Source organism: Bacillus sp. 2CMS4F, from assembly GCF_023161785.1.
GTDB classification, from domain to species: Bacteria; Bacillota; Bacilli; order Bacillales; family Bacillaceae; genus Bacillus; species Bacillus halotolerans.
In genome coordinates, this window is the sequence record NZ_JALNTO010000019.1 from 24,116 (window position 1) to 43,088 (window position 18,973).

The window sequence follows — 18,973 nt, forward strand, 5'->3', positions numbered from 1 at the left end:
TCCGCACCGATCAATATGAACTGTTCACAAAATCGCCATTTTTAAAAACCAAAAAAAGATAAAACTTATATATAATATAATCTACGTTTTTTTGAAAAAAGAAACTTTGAAGAAAAAAGAGTCTCGCACACTCTTTTTTCTTTATGATGAGAGAGTATGATTGGTTTACATAACTATGAATTTGGCTTGAACAATACGGTAATGGTTCGTTCATATTGAATGCGACAACTACTCTATCAACAATTATAACGCTAATGCTGTAATTATAATAGGATAATCTTCCATGGTTTATTTTAGCAGAGGGAATTTTTTCGACTTTGTAACATTACTGTAAGGATATTGAAATAAAAAATCCCTGGTTGATCGTGTATAATTTTTCCTAGATGTTAACAAACAGGGGGACGAAATGTTGAAGAAAGTCATTTTAGCCGCTTTTATCTTAGTAGGAAGTACTTTGGGAGCTTTCAGTTTTTCGGCAGATGCCAGTGCAAAACACGTGAACGGAAATATTACTTGGTATAACGGAGTTGGGAAAAAAGGCTCTTCAGGTAAAAAACTTGGACATTGGGACTGTGCGACAAAGATCGGATTTGACGTACCTAGAAATGGGACAAAAATCAGAGCTTATGCTAAAGCGAAGCCTAAAAAGGTGATTACGGTTTATAAAAATGATGTTGGCAGAATGCCTCACGCAGTGCTGGATGTAAGCCCTAAAGCGTTTAAAGCGCTGGGATACCCATTAAGCAAAGGAAAAGTAGCGGGACATTACAGCTATTAATACATAGTTTAAATCTGTAAAGCAAGAAGTCGCATTCTTGCTTTTTCTATTGGTGGAGATAAGAGATGAAAAAAGGAATCGTTTTATTGGCAATCATCGTTGTTTTGGCGGCAGCTGCGGGTTTTATGTTTTATTCTTTTAAAGATAAAGGCAGTGAGAGTGCCGACGATGTTTCCGTGAACATGGAGAACAGTGAGAAGCTTCTGGTTTCGATTACCGATACCGATCTTCTGACGAAGTATTATGAAAATGATAAGGTGATCCACGAGGCGAAGCTGACCAGCTATCCGGCATTTGCCTTGGACCAAGAGCAGCAGGCGCTCTATTATACAAGCAATAACGATCAAAATGAGATGAGGCTTTTTAAGCTTGATCTTAAGTCTGATAAGAAAACTATGCTTTATAAAGGTCCGGAAAGCGCGGACAGCTTGTTTTTATCAAAGGATCGCTCAAAAATCTATTTTCGTTTAGGGAAAGCGGACGAAAGTAATTTTCGTATCGCATCCTTTGATTTGAAAACGAAGAAGTACAAAAACCTGTATCCTGCCGCTACTGACCAGGATGACAGTGTCAGCAGCTTCTTTTATAACCAAAAAACAGATTCATTTGCATTGCTTCATTATTCTGTAGAAGAAGATTACAAAAAAACGGATGAAGCCAATGAGAAGGGAATCGATCCTGAACCGACAAAGATTCATTTTTCGGCCGGTCATGAAAGCCGCCTTCATGAGCTTAAGAGCCTGGAGCAGTTTATCAGTGACATTGCTGTTTCTGATGACGATAAACGTATTCTGTTTACGTCATATACACAAAAAGGAACGGAGCAAACGGCGTCTATTCAAATGCTGAATGCAGACACGAAAACCTATGAAAAAATCATTTCAAATCAGAAAACATTTAAGCTGTTAATTGACGCGCAGCCCCAGTTCTCCAAGGACGGAAAGAAGATTTATTTCCTTGCCGAAGCCAAAGGGGCTAAAAAGCTGAAGGACGAAACAGGGCGTGAAGCCAAGGTTCGGACAATTTATTCTTATGACCTTGACACGAAGACGTTCAAAAAAGTATGGGAAAATCCGAATGGCATCATCAACAGCTTTTCTGTCATCAACTGAAAAAATCACTCAGCAAATGCTGAGTGATTTTTTAATGGACGAGGTGCAGGGCAAATGATCCGAGCCATTTAAAGAAACGAATGATCGGTATTGACCAATTCATAAGTTCCGCACATGAGTTTATAGCCAAGTTCAACTTTTTGGCTGAAGCTCGTTTCTTCAGGTCAGCCTGCTGTTGGTTTTTGATCACATCATCACCCCTCATATCCATATTATACCATAACAGAAAGTGAAAAAGCCCGAAACGTTTACAGTTTTGGGCTTCATTATCTCGGCTTCTCGTCAAATCGGGAAGCCGTGCTATTGGATATAAAATTCGTATCTCTGATCGAGGATTGTTTGCTGATAGAGACTGCTTTAAAAAAGGGAAGAGCTAACTTGTTTTCGTTTGGCTGTTGTTTTGGAGATTCACTAATGAACGGATGCCGTCGACCATTTTACTTCCGCACAAAGGGCACAATGGCGTGTCACTGCTGGCGAAGTTTTTTCTGGTCCAGCCGTTGCAGTCTTCTTTTGTGCATTCCCAAGTACTCACATCTTCCTTTGGCAGCGGTTCTTGATTTCGTTTGTTATAGTAAGACATAAAGTCACTTCTTCCCTCATGTATTTTACTGCACATTTCTTATTGTCTCATACTTTGCCCTAATCTCCTAATTCCTTTTTCTTTATGACTTTCCAATCTGCTCATCTAAAAAGGACAGGAGCGTGCTGTTGAAAGCATCCGGTTCTTCTAAAAACGGACAATGGCTGCTCTTAGAAAATGTAACGAGCTTTGCATTTGGTATATGTTCACGCAGGTGTTCTCCGGCTTCTATTGAGAAAAATTTGCGGTCTTCTCCGAAGCATAACAATGTCGGCACATGAATGTTTTGAATGGTTTCGCGATAATCAGCTGCCGTTTGATTAAATAAAATCGTACTTGAAATGGCTGCCGGCTGTTTCAGAATTTCGGCAAGCATCCATTCTGTTTCTGTTGATGCTGGCGGCTCTGCGAACATATTATTGATGAAGCTTTTGTAGAATGGAAGCGGCTCAGTTTGAATAGCGTGCATCGCTGTTTTCAAGCCGTCAAAGTCAAACGGGCCGTGTCCCCAGCCGTCCCATTGGTAGTCGGAAGCCGATTGATCGACGATAACAGCGGCTCGTATGTTATCATTCCCAAATTGATTGATATAATCCCATACCACGAAAGCGCCCATTGACCAGCCAACAAGGACGGCAGGCTCAAGCTCCATCGCACACATAAATTCCTTGATATCACGGGCGTATTGGGAAATGGTGTGTCCATGAAGAACTTTGTCGGATTCGCCGTGCCCTCTAAGATCAAGACGAATACATTGATAATTGGCAGATAGCGCTGAAAGTTGTTTGTGGAAAAACTGTCCGCTCATAAGCACGCCGTGTATAAATAGGATCGGTGTCCCGCTCCCGTGAGTTTCGTAGTATAGGCGGGTCTGATCTTCTAATGTGATATATGGCATGTTTTCTCCTCCTTTAGTTTCCGTCATGTGAATGAATGGCTGATGAACTGATGATCACAGCTGTTGCGGCTGCCTGCTGTGCTTGGATGGCCGTTTCAATAGCTGTGTAAAGGCCTGATTCCATCAGCAGATTTTTCTCCATATACTCGCTGAGATATAAGCTGACAGCAATTTTGAAGTTCATATCCTTTTCCCATTTAAATGCTTTTTCTTGGTTCAGCTCATGAGTGATGCCTAAAACGGTTTTGATGTCCGGCTCTTCCAAGAATGTGAGAAGGGCGAGATCGGGATAATGAAAATCTTTTGGCTTTTTATGAGATTCAGTAATGGATTGAAAGATCAGTTTGCATTGGGAAACAAGGGTTTCAGGGTCTTTTTCACTTTGCAGGGCAAGAATATGGCTGACGTGTTGTAAGTATTGGCCTTTTTTAAAGCCGTTAGCGGACAGCAGCTGATAACATGTTTCTGCCTTGTTCAGCGCCCGCAAACCATTTCCGTTTTGGGCAAGCAATACGGCAAGCGGAACATTTTGAGTTGAAGTGAGGAAATAGTGATTTTTCTTCATCTGCTGATAAACAGAGAGCCCCATGTTCATCTGTTCTCTTTGGTTTATCGTTTCGGTCTTGCCGGTGAGCAGGATCAGAGCGGAAAGGTACGTGAAAATATCCCGTTTATATCCATGCTTCACCATTTGGCTGTATACATCGATGAAAGTAAGAAACGCTTGCTTCGCCTCATGCTGAAAATGAATATCCAGAATTGAAGCGACAGTAAAGCGGTGGTGAGAATTGAGTGTTGAGAAGCTGCCGATGTTTGATTTTATATAGCTGCTTAAATCATAAAAGCGCTGAAAATCAAAATCTCTTTTATTCACAATATATGCAGAGGAGATGAGCATTAATATCTGATTATGAGCAACTTTCCACCTTAATTTTGATTTTAATTCGTCATAAATTGAAATGTATTGATTTGTTTTATCTTTGAGATCGTTTGTCAGCATAAAAAGCCGCTCCTTTCTTCGCTGTTTCTAAGTTATACGATTTATGGAAGAAAAAAGTTTCATAGATAAAAAAACCTGCCTGCAGCAGGCAAGTTTTATGGGACTTATTTATGGGGGTCAATTACATCCATCGGTCTCATCATGTCATAGTCTTCATGCTCAAGAATGTGGCAATGCCATACGTACCGCCCAGTGTACGGCCCGAATGTTACGGCGATTCTCAGGACTTCACCGGCGTGGGACTGAACTGTGTCTTTCCAGCCTTTTTCACTTGGTGGCGGCGGAACGGCGGGTCCGGTGTAGGCCAGTTCTCCGCGCTCTTCAAAACGGGCTGTATCAAATGGGCGCCGGTCCAATACACGGAAGGAGACCAAATGAAGATGGATCGGATGTGTTCCGCGAGTCGGATTGATAATCGACCATATTTCGGTAGAACCGGCTTTCGGTGCTTCAGTGACAGGATCGTGCCAGCGTTTGTTGTTAAGAAGAAGGACGGGTCTTCCGTATTGGTCTTGAGTGCCTGCCAGCTTCAATGTTCGGAGGTTTTGTATTCTTTCATGCTGTACTGAAGGGTAAGATGCCAGGTATTTTGGTTTTCTGCTCTCGTCTTTTTGGGCTAACGGTTTTGTGACTCGGAATTGCATGATGTTTGCGTCTGTTTCCGGATTAACGTCACCGCCGCAGCCCTCGCTGTTTGCTAAAATGATCGATTGTCCTTCAAACGCGGCGAAGTCAATGAGAATATCAAAGCGCTCAGCCGGCGCAATACTGAAGGAGTTTAGCTTGACGGAACGCGGCAAAAGTCCGCCATCAGAACCGATCTGGATAAATTCTCCGCCATTATCAAGTGACAGGTTATATGTTCTCGTATTAGAGGCATTGATGACGCGGAAGCGGTATTTTCTCGGTTCGACCTCCATGTATGGCCATGCCTTCCCGTTGACGAGAATTGTATCTCCGCAAAAGGCTGGAACGATTGACGGATTAGGCAGTGACGGTGAAGGGTTTTCCGGTCCGCTCGGATAAAATAAAGAGCCATCATCATTAATCGTACGGTCCATGATCAAAAGCGGCACATCGTATTCACCTGATGGGAGCTTCAGGCGTTTTTCCTTTGGTTCATGGATGATATAAGCACCGACGAGCCCGGCATACACATTCAGCCTCGTGAGCGCCATGGCATGATCGTGATACCATAAAATAGCTCCGCGCTGCTGATTCGGATAATGGTAAACCTCTCGTTTAAAATAAGGGCCTGTTTGTTCAAAGTCTTTAGAAAACCAGGCCTCAGGATAACCGTCGCTGTCATCTGGAGTGACGCCGCCGTGTAAATGAACGACGGTTTTTACCTCGGGTTCTGCATGCTGGCTGTCACTGTGATGAATGGTGTGATCAATCGGAAGAAAATGCTCTGAAGGAAGGTTATTCATCCATTTCACATAAACGTTTTCATTTCTTTTGGCCTTAATGGTGGGACCGGGGAATAAACCGTTATAGCCCCACAAGCGGGTTGGAGGGAGATCGCGGTGAAGCTGATGATAGCATTCCTCCATGGTTACTTCGTAGTATGTGCTTTCTTTTGACTGCTGTACCGGCTTTAGTGTATCTGGGATTGGGAGAGCATCCGCAAATTTTTCAAGTGTCATTTTCATCTGTCCTTATCTAAATATTCCCTAATTGGTACTATAGTTAATGACATTAAGGACGTGATGGTGACAAAAAAAATCCTGCCGTTAAGGCAGGATATCGGGCTGCTGCTGAGTGACCGGTTTGGCTGCTGCTTTTTCAGTCACCTTGCGTTTTCTGAACACAAGATAAGAAAGCAATACAATGCCTGTGATAAAGCCTGTCAGCAGCAGTTCATCTCTCATCGATTCAATAAATGCCATGGATACTAAAATACCGCAGATGGCAATAATGGTCAGGTAGGTTAAGAACGGGAAGAACCACATCTTGATTTTCAATGCTTCCGGGTTTGTTTTTTCGAGGCTTTTTCTCATTCTCAGCTGGGAAACAGCGATAACAAGATAAACGAGCAGGGCGATTGCGCCTGATGAGTTGACTAAAAATAAAAAGACGGTGTCAGGTGAAAAGTAATTCATTACGACCGCGATATAAGAGAAAAATGTTCCGGCGACAATTGCTTGTACGGGAACTCCTTTTTTGCTCAGTTTCATAAAGCGGCGCGGCGCTTCGTTTCTTTCTGCAAGTGAATACAGCATTCTGGATGTGGTGTACAAACCTGAATTCAGGCAAGACAGTACAGCTGTGAGGACGATAAAGTTCATCATTTGCGCGGCTGCCGGCACTCCAATATGTTCGAGAACAGCGACGAAAGGGCTTTCTAAAATATTCGCTGAATTCCAAGGCAGAAGCGCAACGACAACGGCGATTGAACCAACGTAAAAGACAATGATGCGCCATACAACGGATCGAGTCGCTTTTGTTACAGATTGGACCGGGTTTGATGTTTCACCGGCAGCAATCGCCACAATTTCCGTTCCCATAAAGGAGAAGATCACGACAACAATTCCGAGCAATACAGAGCCTATGCCTTCCGGGAAAAATCCGCCTTGGCCCGTAATATTTGCGAAACCGACTGGATCACTGCCTGGGGCGAAGCCAAAAATAAATGCAAAACCTACGATTAAGAATGCGATGATTGTAACAACTTTAATGAGGGAGAACCAATATTCAAACTCACCAAATGATTTAACAGAGTAGATGTTTGTCAGTGTGAGTAAAATCGTCAAAATTAAGCTCGTCATCCACAGCGGAATATCGTGGAACCAGTATTGGATAATGCCTGCTCCCGCGATTGCTTCAATAGCGATAACAATAACCCAGAAAAACCAGTAGAGCCAGCCGATTGCAAATCCTGCCCACGGTCCGATAGCGTCATGAGCGTATTGGGAGAATGATCCGCTTGTCGGGTTTACAGCCGACATTTCACCAAGCATTCGCATGATAAAGATGACCAATAATCCGGCTAATGCATAAGAGACAATGGCACCGGGCCCGGTCGAGTGAATCACTGAACCGCTGCCAACAAATAATCCGGCTCCGATGACGCCGGCGATAGAAATCATCGTCATATGTCGGGTCTTTAATTCTTTTTTTAATCCTGATTGAGACTGGTTCATATGTTACCTCCTCGAAAATTAAAGTTATTACTGAATATTATGATAATTGAAACTGTAACATAAATATACATTTTGTCGAAAATTTATGTCAGAAAATATAACAGTTTATTTCAAATTTGTAGGGTTTTGTTTGCTGTTTTTGGAGTGAATATGTTCGAAATAAAAGAAAAAATTTTCCGTCAATTGCCCGTATTTTTGATTTGTTATATTTTTGAAAAAGTGTTGGATGGCTAGAAGTATTGGTATCATTGGATTTGAAACACTTTTTACAAATGAAAATAAGTTGCTTAGAGTAAAAATTGTTCTATCGTCACTATTTTTCTGTGGTGAGTGAATCATGTTTCTATAGACCCACTGCGGTTCAGCTTTGTATCATAATGATAGAAAACATGAGCGGAGAGGAGGTTTTTTATGGAGAGATATGATGAACTGAAAAAGGGAGAATCCGGGGCGCTGGTCAGTATTGCCGCGTATCTTGTGCTGTCCGCGATTAAGCTGATCATCGGCTATGTATTTCACTCGGAAGCTCTTACGGCAGACGGGCTAAATAACACAACAGACATTATTGCTTCTGTTGCTGTGCTGATCGGTCTCCGCATCTCTCAAAAGCCTCCTGACGAAGATCATCCATACGGCCACTTTCGGGCGGAAACAATCGCATCACTTATCGCATCTTTTATTATGATGGTTGTCGGCCTGCAAGTGCTTTTCAGCGCCGGTGAATCTATTTTTTCTGTGAAAGAAGAAACACCGGATATGATTGCAGCTTGGACGGCTGCAGGCGGGGCAATCATGATGCTGATTGTCTATCAGTACAACAAAAGGCTTGCCAAAAAGGTGAACAGCCAAGCGCTGCTTGCGGCGGCGGCTGATAATAAATCGGACGCATTCGTCAGTGTCGGCACGTTTATCGGTATTTTGGCCGCGCAATTCCATCTTGCATGGATTGATACGGTGACTGCGTTCGTCATCGGCCTTCTCATTTGCAAAACGGCATGGGATATTTTTAAGGAATCATCGCATTCATTGACTGATGGCTTTGACGTAAAGGACATGTCCGATTATAAACAGACGATCGAAAAAATCTCCGGTGTCAGCCGGTTAAAAGACATCAAGGCGAGATATTTGGGCAGCTCTGTGCACGTAGATGTAGTGGTTGAAGTGTCATCAGAGTTAAATATTACAGAAAGCCATGATATTGCGAATGAAATTGAGCGGAGAATGAAGGAGGAGCATGCGATTGATTATTCGCATGTTCATATGGAGCCTTTGCAAAACAAATAACTGGGTAATGAGAGCTTCCTGTCATGGGAGGCTTTTTTTGTTTGATTGCTCTGTATGTATTGGCAGTAATTTGCTAGAATCGTTTTTTTATACAGGTCGTTTTTTGTGGTAAAGTTAGGTTACTATATGATGATTTTTGTAGATGACTAGGAGGAAGAAAATGTCATACCAAGAAGACCTGCATCCTTTGCTGGGGAAAGCAGTTGAACATATCGATAAAGTAATGGTTGGAAAACGGGACATCGCAAAACTCAGCTTAGCAGCTATTCTTGCCAAAGGACATGTGCTGCTTGAGGATGTGCCGGGTGTAGGGAAAACGATGATGGTTCGCGCTCTGGCGAAATCGATCGGCGCAGATTTTAAACGAATTCAATTCACACCGGATTTGCTGCCCTCCGATGTAACGGGTGTTTCTATTTATAATGCGAAAACAATGGAGTTCGAATACCGGCCGGGCCCGATTATGGGGAATATCGTGCTGGCTGACGAAATCAACCGAACATCCCCTAAAACACAGTCTGCTTTGCTTGAAGCGATGGAAGAGGGAAGCGTCACGGTAGATGGCAACACAATGCCGCTTGCCGCTCCATTTTTTGTTATGGCAACGCAAAACCCTGTGGAATATGAAGGGACATATCCTTTGCCGGAAGCCCAGCTTGACCGTTTTTTATTTAAACTTCGTATGGGCTATCCGTCCTTTGAAGAGGAATTGGATGTCTTATCTCTTCAGGAAAAAAGCCATCCGATTGAGACACTCGAGCCTGTAATTTCAAAAGAAGATTTCATCCGCCTGCAGAGAGAAGTGCAGGATGTCCGTGCCGATGACAGCATGAAGGAATATATTGTCGAAATCGTGCAAAAGACGAGACAGCATGCCTCTGTTCACTTAGGCGTCAGTCCGCGCGGATCCATCGCTCTTATGAAAGCGGCTCAGGCATTTGCGCTGCTCCATGACCGCGATTATGTCATTCCGGATGATATTCAATATCTTGCCCCTTATACGCTGCCGCACCGGATGCTCCTGCAGCCGGAAGCAAAATTTGAAGGGATCCAGGCAGAAACAATCATACGGGAGATCATGTCTGGCGTGAAAGTTCCGGTTCAAAGGTCGTCGGTCCGCTGATGAAAAAGAAATTTCAATGGTTAATGTACGGGTGGAAACTGCTCGTATTAACGTTATTGACGGGTGCTGTTTTCTCTTATGCGATGTTTCAGGGCGGCTTTGTCAGCTGGTTTTTGTTTTATTCATGTCTCCCTTTTGTTGTATACGCCGGGCTGCTGGCGATGTACCCGCTCCGCTCCTTTCAGGTGTCGCGGCATATCGTCAAAACGCAATTGCATGCGGGAGACAGGCTGGAAGCTTCGATTACGCTTAAAAGAAAATTGCCGTTTCCCCTGATGTATATGGTGATTGAAGATTGTCTGCCGTCAGGGTTAGAGCCATTAAACGGAGATGAAGCTTTGGCCAAACAGCTGGTGTTCCCGTGGTTTAAACGGAGCATCACGATGTCATATCAAATAACGCCAGTACCGCGTGGAGAGCATCATTTTCATGCCGTCAGGGTGCGGACCGGGGATGTCCTCGGACTGATTGAAAAAACGTCGTTTTATGGGGCAGACGATGCGGTGTTTGTTTACCCGTTCTTTCAGCCTCTTCAGTATCAGCTGAATGAGCGATATCAGGAAGATGGCGTAAGCGGGGCATCACCTGTTCATCAGCACCATTCTTCTGTCGCAGCGAGTGTAAGGAACTATCAGCCGGGAGACCGTTTTGCGGCGTTAGACTGGAAGACTTCGGCGAGACGGAGCCAGCTGATGACGAAAGAATTTGAACCGTCGAGAAGCAAAAACCTGTTTCTTCTGATGGACCGTTTTAGCTCTGACGCTTTCGAAGAGGTCGTATCCGTGACAGCTTCGATTCTTCATTCTGTTTTGAAAAATGGCGCAGGAGCAGGTCTGGCTTCAGTTGGAAAGGAAAGGTCCATTTTTCCGATTCAGGAGGGAGAGCATCATTTTAAACACATGCTCCATCACTTAGCGATTTGTGAGTGTAATGCTGCTGACCGCGTAAGCCGTTATGCACGTGAGGAGCTTGGGAAGCCGTCTGTTCGCCAGGCTGATAAAGTGATTGTCACGGGACAGATCACGGAGGATTTGATGAAGATGTCAGAAGCAGGGATCGGCCCGGTTACCATTATACTGGCAAAAGAGAAAGACGCCGATCCTTCCCAAGGTGAGCATATGATGATCGAACGCATGCTGAAACACCAAATCAGAGTTCAAATCATGAGAGGCGGCCGAGCTTCGCGTGTTGTTTAGAAAGAGAGGTGACGGTGTACATGCCGCTTGATGACCAGAAGGGAAGCCGTTTGAGCTTGCTGTTATTTTATTTTCTGGCTTTTTTATTGCTGTGGGAGTGGCTCAGGCCGCTGGACCATTTTACAGACACGAAGCATACAGGCTTTTTTATTGTCTTTATCGGCTTGACGTTTCTGCTGACTTTTTTCAGGATGAGGTGGTTTGTCACCGTTCCTTTTTGTGTCTTATTTACGTTCATTTCGATACACATTCTGTTTTACGAAGGATCTATTTTTGACTTAAGCTGGGTCAGCTCTTTTTTACAGGATGTCTATTTGAATATCACGTTTATTCAGACTGGACAATGGAATAATATGATTCCTTCTTTTCGGACCCTGCTGTTTTTTGTGCTGCTGTGGCTGCTGGTCTATCTCCTTCATTACTGGGTGATTTACCAGAGGAGGATCTTATTTTTCTTTATGATGACAGTGGCGTATATTACGATTCTTGATACATTTACGCCTTATGACGCCGCTTACGCTGTTATCCGTATCGTGCTGATTGGCTTCTTTATGCTGGGCCTTCTGTATTTGGAACGCATTAAGCTGATGGAACGAATATCGTTACCGAAAGCGGCTGTTCTGAAATGGTTTCTCCCCCTGTCTGTGCTGATTTTGGCCGCGGTGGGATTTGGGCTTGCCGCGCCGAAATCAGATCCGAATTGGCCGGATCCCGTTCCTTTTCTCAAAAAAGTCACCAATCATGATCGTGTGCCGGCAGGAGAAAGCAAAATCGGATACGGGAATCACGATGAATCGCTCGGCGGTCCGTTTCAGCAGGACGCTACCCCTGTTTTCACATGGCAGGGAAAAGAGCGCACATATTTCCGCGTGGAAACAAAGGATACGTATACGGGAAAAGGCTGGATTGAAACAGACACGGGCATGTCGTATCAGCTTAGCGGAGGCAACGTTGAAAATTTGTGGTTTGATCATAAGGTTTCCACAGAGCGGAACACTGTACGCGTGAAGGTCGATGAGCGTTACGGATATAACCATGTAATGTATCCGATTGGTGCGCAAAATATTAAGCCTAAGCAGGCTGTCTCGCTTGAAATGAACGGGAACACTGAACAAATTTCTCCGATCAGTGAGCAGACCGGTGATATTCGGAATATGGGCAGTTATACAGTGACGTACAACTCCCCGGTCTATAAACAGGATGAGCTGAAAAAGGTGAAAGTGAGACAAAACAGTGAGGAGTACACCTTCAGCGACCGCTATATGCAGCTGCCGGATACTCTGCCTGAGCGGGTGAGAACGCTAGCGATCAAGCTGACTCAGGATCACGATAATATGTTTGATAAGGTCAAAGCTGTTGAGGACTATTTAGGATCAAACGAGTTCACCTATGAAACAGAAAACGTCACGATCCCTAAAGATGATGAAGATTATGTGGATCAATTTCTGTTTGAAACAAAGATGGGCTATTGTGATAACTTTTCGTCCTCGATGGTGGTGCTCCTGCGTTCGGCCGGCATTCCGGCACGCTGGGTAAAAGGATATACGTCTGGTGAATATAAAGAAGCGGGGAACAAAAACGGCAGCATCTATGAAGTGACAAATAACAACGCCCATTCCTGGGTAGAGGTGTATTTTCCAGAGCAGGGATGGGTCACTTTTGAGCCGACAAAAGGGTTCACAAATCCGGCTGAGTTTGCTTCCTCTGATACAAAGGATTCCGGCAGCGAAAGCAGCAGCTCGCCTGAGAAAGCAAAAGAGGAACAGAAAGAAAAGAGAAAACAGCCGGAGAAAGAGCAAAAACAAAAGGAAAAACGTGAGCCTGCCGTTTCCAAAAAAACGCCGTCTGCGCATGCAAGCGTTGGAGCAGGCTGGTATGCCGCCATGGCTGCGATTCTTTTGACAGCGGTTTTGCTTTATGTTTTCCGTTCGTTATGGCTTCCTGTTTTCACAGTGAGAAAATTGAAGCACCGCAGTGATCAGCATGTGTTTTTTGAGGCATACGGCGCGCTTCTGAAACAGATGAAAAGAAGAGGCCTGCCTAAACGTGACAGCGAAACGCTGCGGGAGTATGCAAAACGAATCAACGAAACATATCATTCTGAAGACATGTTAAAGCTGACAGCAAACTATGAACGGGCGCTGTACAGAAATGACGATTCGGCAAAGCTTTGGAATGATTCCAGAGAGTTATGGGAAAATTTAATTAAAAGAAGATGGTCTTGACCGCTTATCGACGTGTTGTTAGAATTAGTGAATATTATCGGAGTCTGGGAGCGAGTTGCCTGACTCCGGCAAACGGCCTTGCCAAAGAGGGCGGAGCGTGTTTCATATCTGTCCTCGTTTTTTTCTGTGTCAAAAAACTTAGAGGAGATTAGGTGACAACCATGACAAAGTTAGTGAATGAAATGATTCTTGTCCTTGATTTCGGCAGTCAGTACAATCAGCTGATTACACGCCGCATCCGTGAATTTGGTGTATACAGTGAGCTGCATCCGCATACATTGACGGCTGAAGAAATTAAAGAAATGAATCCAAAAGGAATTATTTTATCCGGCGGTCCGAACAGTGTATATGATGAAGGCTCTTTCCGCTGTGACGAGAAAATCTTCGAATTAGATGTTCCTGTATTGGGAATTTGCTACGGCATGCAGCTGATGACTCATTACCTTGGAGGTAAAGTAGAAGCTGCCAGCCAGCGTGAATACGGTAAAGCGAACATCCACATCGAAGGAACACCTGATTTGTTCAAAGATCTTCCGAATGAACAAGTGGTTTGGATGAGCCACGGTGACTTGGTTGTAGAAGTGCCTGAAGGTTTCACTGTTGATGCGACAAGCCATCACTGCCCGAACTCAGCAATGAGCAAAGCGGATAAAAAATGGTACGGCGTTCAGTTCCACCCGGAAGTGCGCCATTCTGAATACGGCAATGACCTTCTGAAAAACTTTGTATTCGGCGTTTGCGAATGCGAAGGCAAATGGTCAATGGAGAACTTTATCGATATCGAAATGCAAAAAATCCGTGAAACGGTCGGAGACAAACAGGTTCTTTGCGCGCTTAGCGGCGGCGTTGATTCTTCTGTTGTGGCTGTTTTGATTCATAAAGCGATCGGCGACCAGCTGACTTGTATCTTTGTAGACCATGGCCTGCTCCGTAAAGGCGAGGCTGAAGGCGTTATGAAAACATTCAGCGAAGGCTTTAACATGAACGTGATTAAAGTAGACGCAAAAGACAGATTCTTAAATAAGCTAAAAGGTGTTTCTGATCCTGAGCAAAAGCGTAAAATCATCGGTAATGAATTCATTTACGTATTCGATGATGAAGCGGACAAGCTCAAAGGCATCGACTACCTTGCACAAGGTACGCTTTACACAGATATCATCGAGAGCGGTACAGCAACGGCGCAAACGATCAAATCTCACCACAATGTCGGCGGGCTTCCTGAAGACATGCAGTTTGAGCTGATCGAGCCGTTAAACACGCTCTTCAAAGACGAAGTGCGCGCGCTTGGCACAGAGCTCGGCATTCCGGATGAAATCGTGTGGCGCCAGCCGTTCCCAGGACCGGGACTCGGCATCCGCGTTCTTGGCGAAGTAACAGAAGAAAAACTGGAAATCGTTCGTGAATCAGATGCGATTTTGCGTGAAGAAGTTGCTAATCATGGTTTAGAGCGTGATATCTGGCAATACTTCACTGTTCTTCCGGACATCCGCAGCGTTGGTGTTATGGGTGACGCGAGAACGTATGATTACACAATCGGAATTCGCGCCGTTACATCGATTGACGGCATGACTTCTGACTGGGCGCGTATCCCTTGGGATGTGCTTGAAGTCATTTCTACACGTATCGTAAATGAAGTAAAGCATATCAACCGCGTGGTGTACGATATTACAAGTAAGCCGCCTGCGACGATTGAGTGGGAATAAGTAAATACCTAAGAAAAACGTCCCTTTATAAAAGGGGCGTTTTTTTTGTTAACTTTTTGAAACCGTTTTGGCAGTTCTTATATCTAACAACATAGGAGGTGGATAAGGTGAAGGAAGAAAGATTGATTACAAAGGCGAGAAAAGGAAATACTCGAGCCTTTGAAAAGCTTATGCTGGCACATCAGGAGACTCTATATAAAACAGCCTATCTCTATTTAAGAAATAAAGAAGATGCACTTGATGCTGTACAGGAAACGGCTTATAAAGCTTTTATGAATATAGAAAAACTAAAAGAGCCAAAGTATTTTTTAACATGGCTAACCCGAATATTGATCAATTCCATTTTTGCCATGAATAAAAAGAAAGGCGATTTGGTTCCGTTTGAGCAGCATCATGATACTGGAACCGATCAAGCCAATATTGAGGAATACATGGATTTGCGAAATGCGATTGATTCACTTGATGAACATGTTCAGCTCACGATTCAGCTCTATTATTTTCAAGATTATTCGATTTCAATGATAGCTGAACAAACAGGAATGGCAGAAGGCACGATAAAAACACATTTACATAGAGCAAGAAAATCACTAAAACAGGAGCTGGAAAAGGAGGATAAAAAAATATGGAAAAACACCAAGTAAAGCAGTTGTATGATGACATAGAAGTGCCAAAGAGAGCACTCAAAAAAGCAATACATCAAGCTGTCGTTCGTGCTGAAAATGAAAGTAACACAAAGCGCCGTTTTAAATGGGGACGAACCATTACAAATGGAATGGCTGTTGCTGCTGTGGTAGGTATACTGTATTTAACGTCCGGTCTTTTTCTGCCATCTGTTAACAAAGCGATGGGAAGCATACCCATTGTCGGCCAAATTTATAAGGAGTTTCAAGATAAAGTTGGCCTATCATTGTTTAAAAGCAATTTGGTTACAAATCTGAATGAAAAAGCGGAGTCGCGAGGCATTACTATATCTGTGAACAGTTCATACTACGATGCCGGACAGCTTGTCTATAACTTTGCTGTTGATAACCTCCAGTCTGATGAAAAAGAGCTCAGCTATAATGTGAGCAAAGCGAGTTTTAACGATCATTTTTCAATCGATCTTGATTCCTTAATGCTCAAAAAATTAAATAACAAACAATACGCTGGTCAATTAAGGCTTTATACAAAAGGAGCCGAAATAAAAAATGGGGATACCACGCCTTTTGTGATTACTCATATCAATGAAATACAGGGGAATTGGAGTTTCAAACTGCCTATTACCAAAAAGAATGCGAGTTATTTAGAAAGCTCAAAAGTAGTATCAGTGCATCACAATCGTTATCAATTTTCCAATATTCAAGTAGAGAACGGAAAGCTCGGTTCTGTCCTTCAATTTACAATAGATTATCAAGGCATAGCAAAGCATGATACGGTTGAAATTAACGAAGTCAAAGATGATTTAGGAAACACATATGAGATGACATCGTCAAACATCGAACTTGGAGACCGCAAAAAAGTAAACGAGAGAACGGTAAGAGCAAAAGGACAAACACTGTTAGAATCACCAATCAATCCAAAAGCGAAAAAGCTAACATTAATAGCAAACATTAAATCTGAGGCAGAGGTCAGTAAAATCGTCCCGCTAAATGCAGAGATGCCATTTCATGTTTCAGAAACAAACCATCAAAACATAGGGATTGAAATCGAGAACATTAAACAAGAAGGGAGGAAAGTATTGGTTCATTACCGCTTCACTGGAATTGATACATCAAGCATGAATGAAAATGATTTAGTGAATATAGGTGAAACGATTGGCCTTGGTGATATGAAAAAAATGCAATCTTGGCCTGATCCAGTGGGTGATTATGAAGAAGGTTATTATTTGAAAGCAAATATAGCTAAAGTGAAAAATATGAACACAGCCGAAATGGTATCTACTTTTGATCTGGATGATGATTATAATGATAAGCTGTCTTTAAAGCATTTTGAGCTTAGTGAGTACGGTCTGTATATTGATAACGGCGTTTTAAATCACTTGATTCAACTAAAGCCATTCTCATTTACTGTACCCGTGCATCAGGTGAGTCAGCCTGCCGAAAAAAATAATTAAAAGTTGAAAAGCCGTATGCAGTCATGCATACGGTTTTTATCTTTGTCGCCCATTAGTCAATAGACGAATAAACCAATTTTTTTAATAAGTAATGTTCGTTATTTATATTGTCATTTCAAATTGAAGTTGGTACAATAGACTCAGAAATCAAATAAGGTGAATTCGTATAATCGCGGGGATATGGCCCGCAAGTTTCTACCAAGCTACCGTAAATGGCTTGACTACGTAAACATTTCTTTCGTTTGATATAAATAAAACAGGTTTATTTATTCAAACTGAAATCCGTCTGTAGTCAAGCGTCCCAAAATGTATTGGGGCGTTTTTTATTTGGCGATTTCAGGGCAGGATAAATAGCAAAGAGTGAAGGGAGTCATATAGCTTGAAAAAGTTTTTTCAGTTTGATGAGCTGGGCACCAGCTATCGCAACGAAATCATCGGCGGATTAACGACCTTTTTATCCATGGCGTATATCCTGTTCGTCAATCCGATTACGCTTGCTTTGGAAAGTGTGAAAGATTTTCCGGAAGCATTGAGAATAGATCAAGGCGCGGTCTTTACGGCGACAGCTTTGGCGTCTGCAGCAGGCTGTATCTTAATGGGATTGATTGCGAGATATCCGATTGCCATTGCGCCCGGTATGGGGCTGAACGCGTTTTTTGCGTTTTCTGTTGTTCTCGGTATGGGGATTTCCTGGCAGGCCGCTTTGTCTGGTGTTTTCATTTCAGGACTTATCTTTGTTGCTCTTTCTTTAACAGGTTTTCGTGAAAAAATCATTAATGCCATTCCGCCTGAGCTGAAATTGGCAGTCGGAGCGGGGATTGGTCTATTTATTACATTTGTCGGCTTGCAGGGCTCAGGAATTATTGCATCGAATCCTTCAACCCTTGTCACAATCGGAAACATTCACAGCGGTCCTGTGCTGTTAACGATTTTCGGTGTCATCGTAACGGTTATTTTGATGGTGCTTCGCGTGAACGCTGGCGTGTTTATCGGGATGCTGTTAACGGCGATTGCCGGGATGATTTTCGGTTTGGTTCCGGTTCCGTCTCAAATCGTCGGAAGTGTGCCGAGCCTTGAACCGACCTTTGGACAAGCTTGGATTCACTTGCCGGATATTTTCTCTGTGCAAATGCTGATCGTCATTTTAACATTCTTGTTTGTCGGATTTTTTGATACGGCTGGTACACTGGTTGCTGTGGCAACACAGGCTGGTTTAATGAAGGAAAACAAATTGCCGCGTGCGGGCCGTGCGCTTTTAGCTGACTCAACTTCCATCGTTATCGGCTCCGTGCTTGGGACGTCTACGACAACGTCTTATGTGGAATCAAGCTCGGGTGTTGCTGCGGGCGCTCGTTCCGGATTTGCGGCAATTGTGACTGGGTTTCTCTTTTTACTCGCTATGTTTTTCTCGCCGCTTCTATCAGTCGTTACGTCAAATGTAACAGCTCCGGCACTGATCATTGTCGGTGCACTAATGGTAGCGCCGCTTGGAAAAATCGCTTGGGATAAGTTCGAAGTGGCGGTTCCCGCTTTCCTTACAATGATCATGATGCCGCTAACGTACAGCATTGCGACTGGGATTGCGATCGGATTTATTTTCTACCCGATTACAATGGTGTGCAAAGGTAAAGCCAAAGAGGTTCATCCGATCATGTACGGACTGTTTGTTGTATTTATTCTTTACTTTATTTTCTTGAAATAATGAATGAAAACCAGCTGCGATGTTGCGGCTGGTTTTTTATTTTGTTGCGAAAGGCAAAACCATTTCATATCATATACCGTCATGTAGATGTGCCGCCATTGTTTACTTAAATGGAAATGACTTGACTGTTCAGG

General features: G+C 43.4%; 16 protein-coding genes and 1 riboswitch. Of the genes, 10 read left to right on the forward strand and 6 right to left on the reverse strand.

The window, feature by feature from the left end; genetic code table 11:
* Positions 1–406 precede the first annotated feature (406 nt).
* Entirely contained in the window at positions 407–778 is a 372-nt protein-coding gene (gene walM, locus MTN95_RS19665) for a cell wall metabolism protein WalM (protein ID WP_081638245.1), read from the forward strand.
* 65 nt (positions 779–843) lie between these two features.
* Complete coding sequence (locus tag MTN95_RS19670) at positions 844–1,890, forward strand: hypothetical protein (RefSeq protein ID WP_248339763.1); 1,047 nt, start codon at positions 844–846, stop codon at positions 1,888–1,890.
* A 31-nt stretch (positions 1,891–1,921) separates the two neighbouring features.
* Here MTN95_RS19670 and MTN95_RS19675 read toward each other — a convergent pair whose 3' ends face one another.
* The 6 genes from MTN95_RS19675 to gabP all read right to left on the reverse strand — a co-directional run bounded on the left by MTN95_RS19675 (position 1,922) and on the right by gabP (position 7,514).
* Positions 1,922–2,080: a hypothetical protein gene (locus MTN95_RS19675; RefSeq protein WP_164848134.1), complete on the reverse strand. Its 159-nt coding sequence runs from the start codon at positions 2,078–2,080 to the stop codon at positions 1,922–1,924.
* Between the two features lie 183 nt (positions 2,081–2,263).
* The gene (locus tag MTN95_RS19680; RefSeq protein WP_003234008.1) at positions 2,264–2,473 is read right to left on the reverse strand and encodes a cold-shock protein; all 210 of its coding nucleotides are present in this window, start codon (positions 2,471–2,473) and stop codon (positions 2,264–2,266) included.
* 82 nt (positions 2,474–2,555) lie between these two features.
* Positions 2,556–3,371 carry an alpha/beta fold hydrolase gene (locus MTN95_RS19685; RefSeq protein WP_248339764.1) on the reverse strand — a complete coding sequence of 272 codons (816 nt, stop codon included), beginning with the start codon at positions 3,369–3,371 and terminating at the stop codon, positions 2,556–2,558.
* A 13-nt stretch (positions 3,372–3,384) separates the two neighbouring features.
* Positions 3,385–4,371, reverse strand: coding sequence for a DUF4003 domain-containing protein (locus tag MTN95_RS19690; protein ID WP_248339765.1), 987 nt, complete (start codon positions 4,369–4,371; stop codon positions 3,385–3,387).
* Positions 4,372–4,475: 104 nt separating this feature from the next.
* Positions 4,476–6,017 (reverse strand): outer spore coat copper-dependent laccase CotA, encoded by a 1,542-nt coding sequence (gene cotA, locus MTN95_RS19695; RefSeq protein WP_248339766.1) that lies wholly within the window; start codon positions 6,015–6,017, stop codon positions 4,476–4,478.
* Between the two features lie 87 nt (positions 6,018–6,104).
* Complete coding sequence (gene gabP, locus MTN95_RS19700) at positions 6,105–7,514, reverse strand: GABA permease (RefSeq protein ID WP_105954725.1); 1,410 nt, start codon at positions 7,512–7,514, stop codon at positions 6,105–6,107.
* A gap of 411 nt (positions 7,515–7,925) precedes the next feature.
* Between gabP and mneS the strand changes: the two genes are divergently transcribed.
* From mneS to pbuG, 8 genes are all read left to right on the forward strand, one after another.
* On the forward strand, positions 7,926–8,798 hold the full coding sequence (gene mneS, locus MTN95_RS19705; RefSeq protein ID WP_248339771.1) for a cation diffusion facilitator family transporter: 873 nt from the start codon (positions 7,926–7,928) through the stop codon (positions 8,796–8,798).
* Positions 8,799–8,958: 160 nt separating this feature from the next.
* Complete coding sequence (locus MTN95_RS19710) at positions 8,959–9,921, forward strand: AAA family ATPase (protein ID WP_024120431.1); 963 nt, start codon at positions 8,959–8,961, stop codon at positions 9,919–9,921.
* Positions 9,921–11,117, forward strand: a complete 1,197-nt coding sequence (locus tag MTN95_RS19715; protein ID WP_248339773.1) for a DUF58 domain-containing protein — start codon at positions 9,921–9,923, stop codon at positions 11,115–11,117. Before MTN95_RS19710 ends, MTN95_RS19715 begins: the two co-directional genes overlap by 1 nt.
* 20 nt (positions 11,118–11,137) lie before the next feature.
* On the forward strand, positions 11,138–13,342 hold the full coding sequence (locus MTN95_RS19720) for a DUF4129 domain-containing transglutaminase family protein (RefSeq protein WP_248339775.1): 2,205 nt from the start codon (positions 11,138–11,140) through the stop codon (positions 13,340–13,342).
* Between the two features lie 161 nt (positions 13,343–13,503).
* Complete coding sequence (guaA, locus tag MTN95_RS19725; RefSeq protein ID WP_105954874.1) at positions 13,504–15,045, forward strand: glutamine-hydrolyzing GMP synthase; 1,542 nt, start codon at positions 13,504–13,506, stop codon at positions 15,043–15,045.
* A gap of 107 nt (positions 15,046–15,152) precedes the next feature.
* The gene (locus tag MTN95_RS19730) at positions 15,153–15,686 is read left to right on the forward strand and encodes a sigma-70 family RNA polymerase sigma factor (protein ID WP_248339777.1); all 534 of its coding nucleotides are present in this window, start codon (positions 15,153–15,155) and stop codon (positions 15,684–15,686) included.
* The gene (locus MTN95_RS19735; protein ID WP_248339778.1) at positions 15,668–17,137 is read left to right on the forward strand and encodes a DUF4179 domain-containing protein; all 1,470 of its coding nucleotides are present in this window, start codon (positions 15,668–15,670) and stop codon (positions 17,135–17,137) included. The genes MTN95_RS19730 and MTN95_RS19735 overlap by 19 nt, the downstream gene beginning before the upstream one ends.
* Positions 17,138–17,279: 142 nt before the next feature.
* Positions 17,280–17,381, forward strand: a riboswitch (purine riboswitch).
* Positions 17,382–17,516: 135 nt separating this feature from the next.
* Positions 17,517–18,839 carry a hypoxanthine/guanine permease PbuG gene (pbuG, locus tag MTN95_RS19740; protein ID WP_202853374.1) on the forward strand — a complete coding sequence of 441 codons (1,323 nt, stop codon included), beginning with the start codon at positions 17,517–17,519 and terminating at the stop codon, positions 18,837–18,839.
* Positions 18,840–18,973: the final 134 nt, after the last annotated feature.

Coding starts and splice junctions, on each gene's coding strand:
- walM (WP_081638245.1), top strand. CDS start 407: ATGTTGAAGAAAGTCATTTTAGCCGCTTTTATCTTAGTAGGAAGTACT.
- MTN95_RS19670 (WP_248339763.1), top strand. CDS start 844: ATGAAAAAAGGAATCGTTTTATTGGCAATCATCGTTGTTTTGGCGGCA.
- MTN95_RS19680 (WP_003234008.1), bottom strand. CDS start 2,473: ATGTCTTACTATAACAAACGAAATCAAGAACCGCTGCCAAAGGAAGAT.
- MTN95_RS19685 (WP_248339764.1), bottom strand. CDS start 3,371: ATGCCATATATCACATTAGAAGATCAGACCCGCCTATACTACGAAACT.
- MTN95_RS19690 (WP_248339765.1), bottom strand. CDS start 4,371: ATGCTGACAAACGATCTCAAAGATAAAACAAATCAATACATTTCAATT.
- cotA (WP_248339766.1), bottom strand. CDS start 6,017: ATGACACTTGAAAAATTTGCGGATGCTCTCCCAATCCCAGATACACTA.
- gabP (WP_105954725.1), bottom strand. CDS start 7,514: ATGAACCAGTCTCAATCAGGATTAAAAAAAGAATTAAAGACCCGACAT.
- mneS (WP_248339771.1), top strand. CDS start 7,926: ATGGAGAGATATGATGAACTGAAAAAGGGAGAATCCGGGGCGCTGGTC.
- MTN95_RS19710 (WP_024120431.1), top strand. CDS start 8,959: ATGTCATACCAAGAAGACCTGCATCCTTTGCTGGGGAAAGCAGTTGAA.
- MTN95_RS19715 (WP_248339773.1), top strand. CDS start 9,921: ATGAAAAAGAAATTTCAATGGTTAATGTACGGGTGGAAACTGCTCGTA.
- MTN95_RS19720 (WP_248339775.1), top strand. CDS start 11,138: ATGCCGCTTGATGACCAGAAGGGAAGCCGTTTGAGCTTGCTGTTATTT.
- guaA (WP_105954874.1), top strand. CDS start 13,504: ATGACAAAGTTAGTGAATGAAATGATTCTTGTCCTTGATTTCGGCAGT.
- MTN95_RS19735 (WP_248339778.1), top strand. CDS start 15,668: ATGGAAAAACACCAAGTAAAGCAGTTGTATGATGACATAGAAGTGCCA.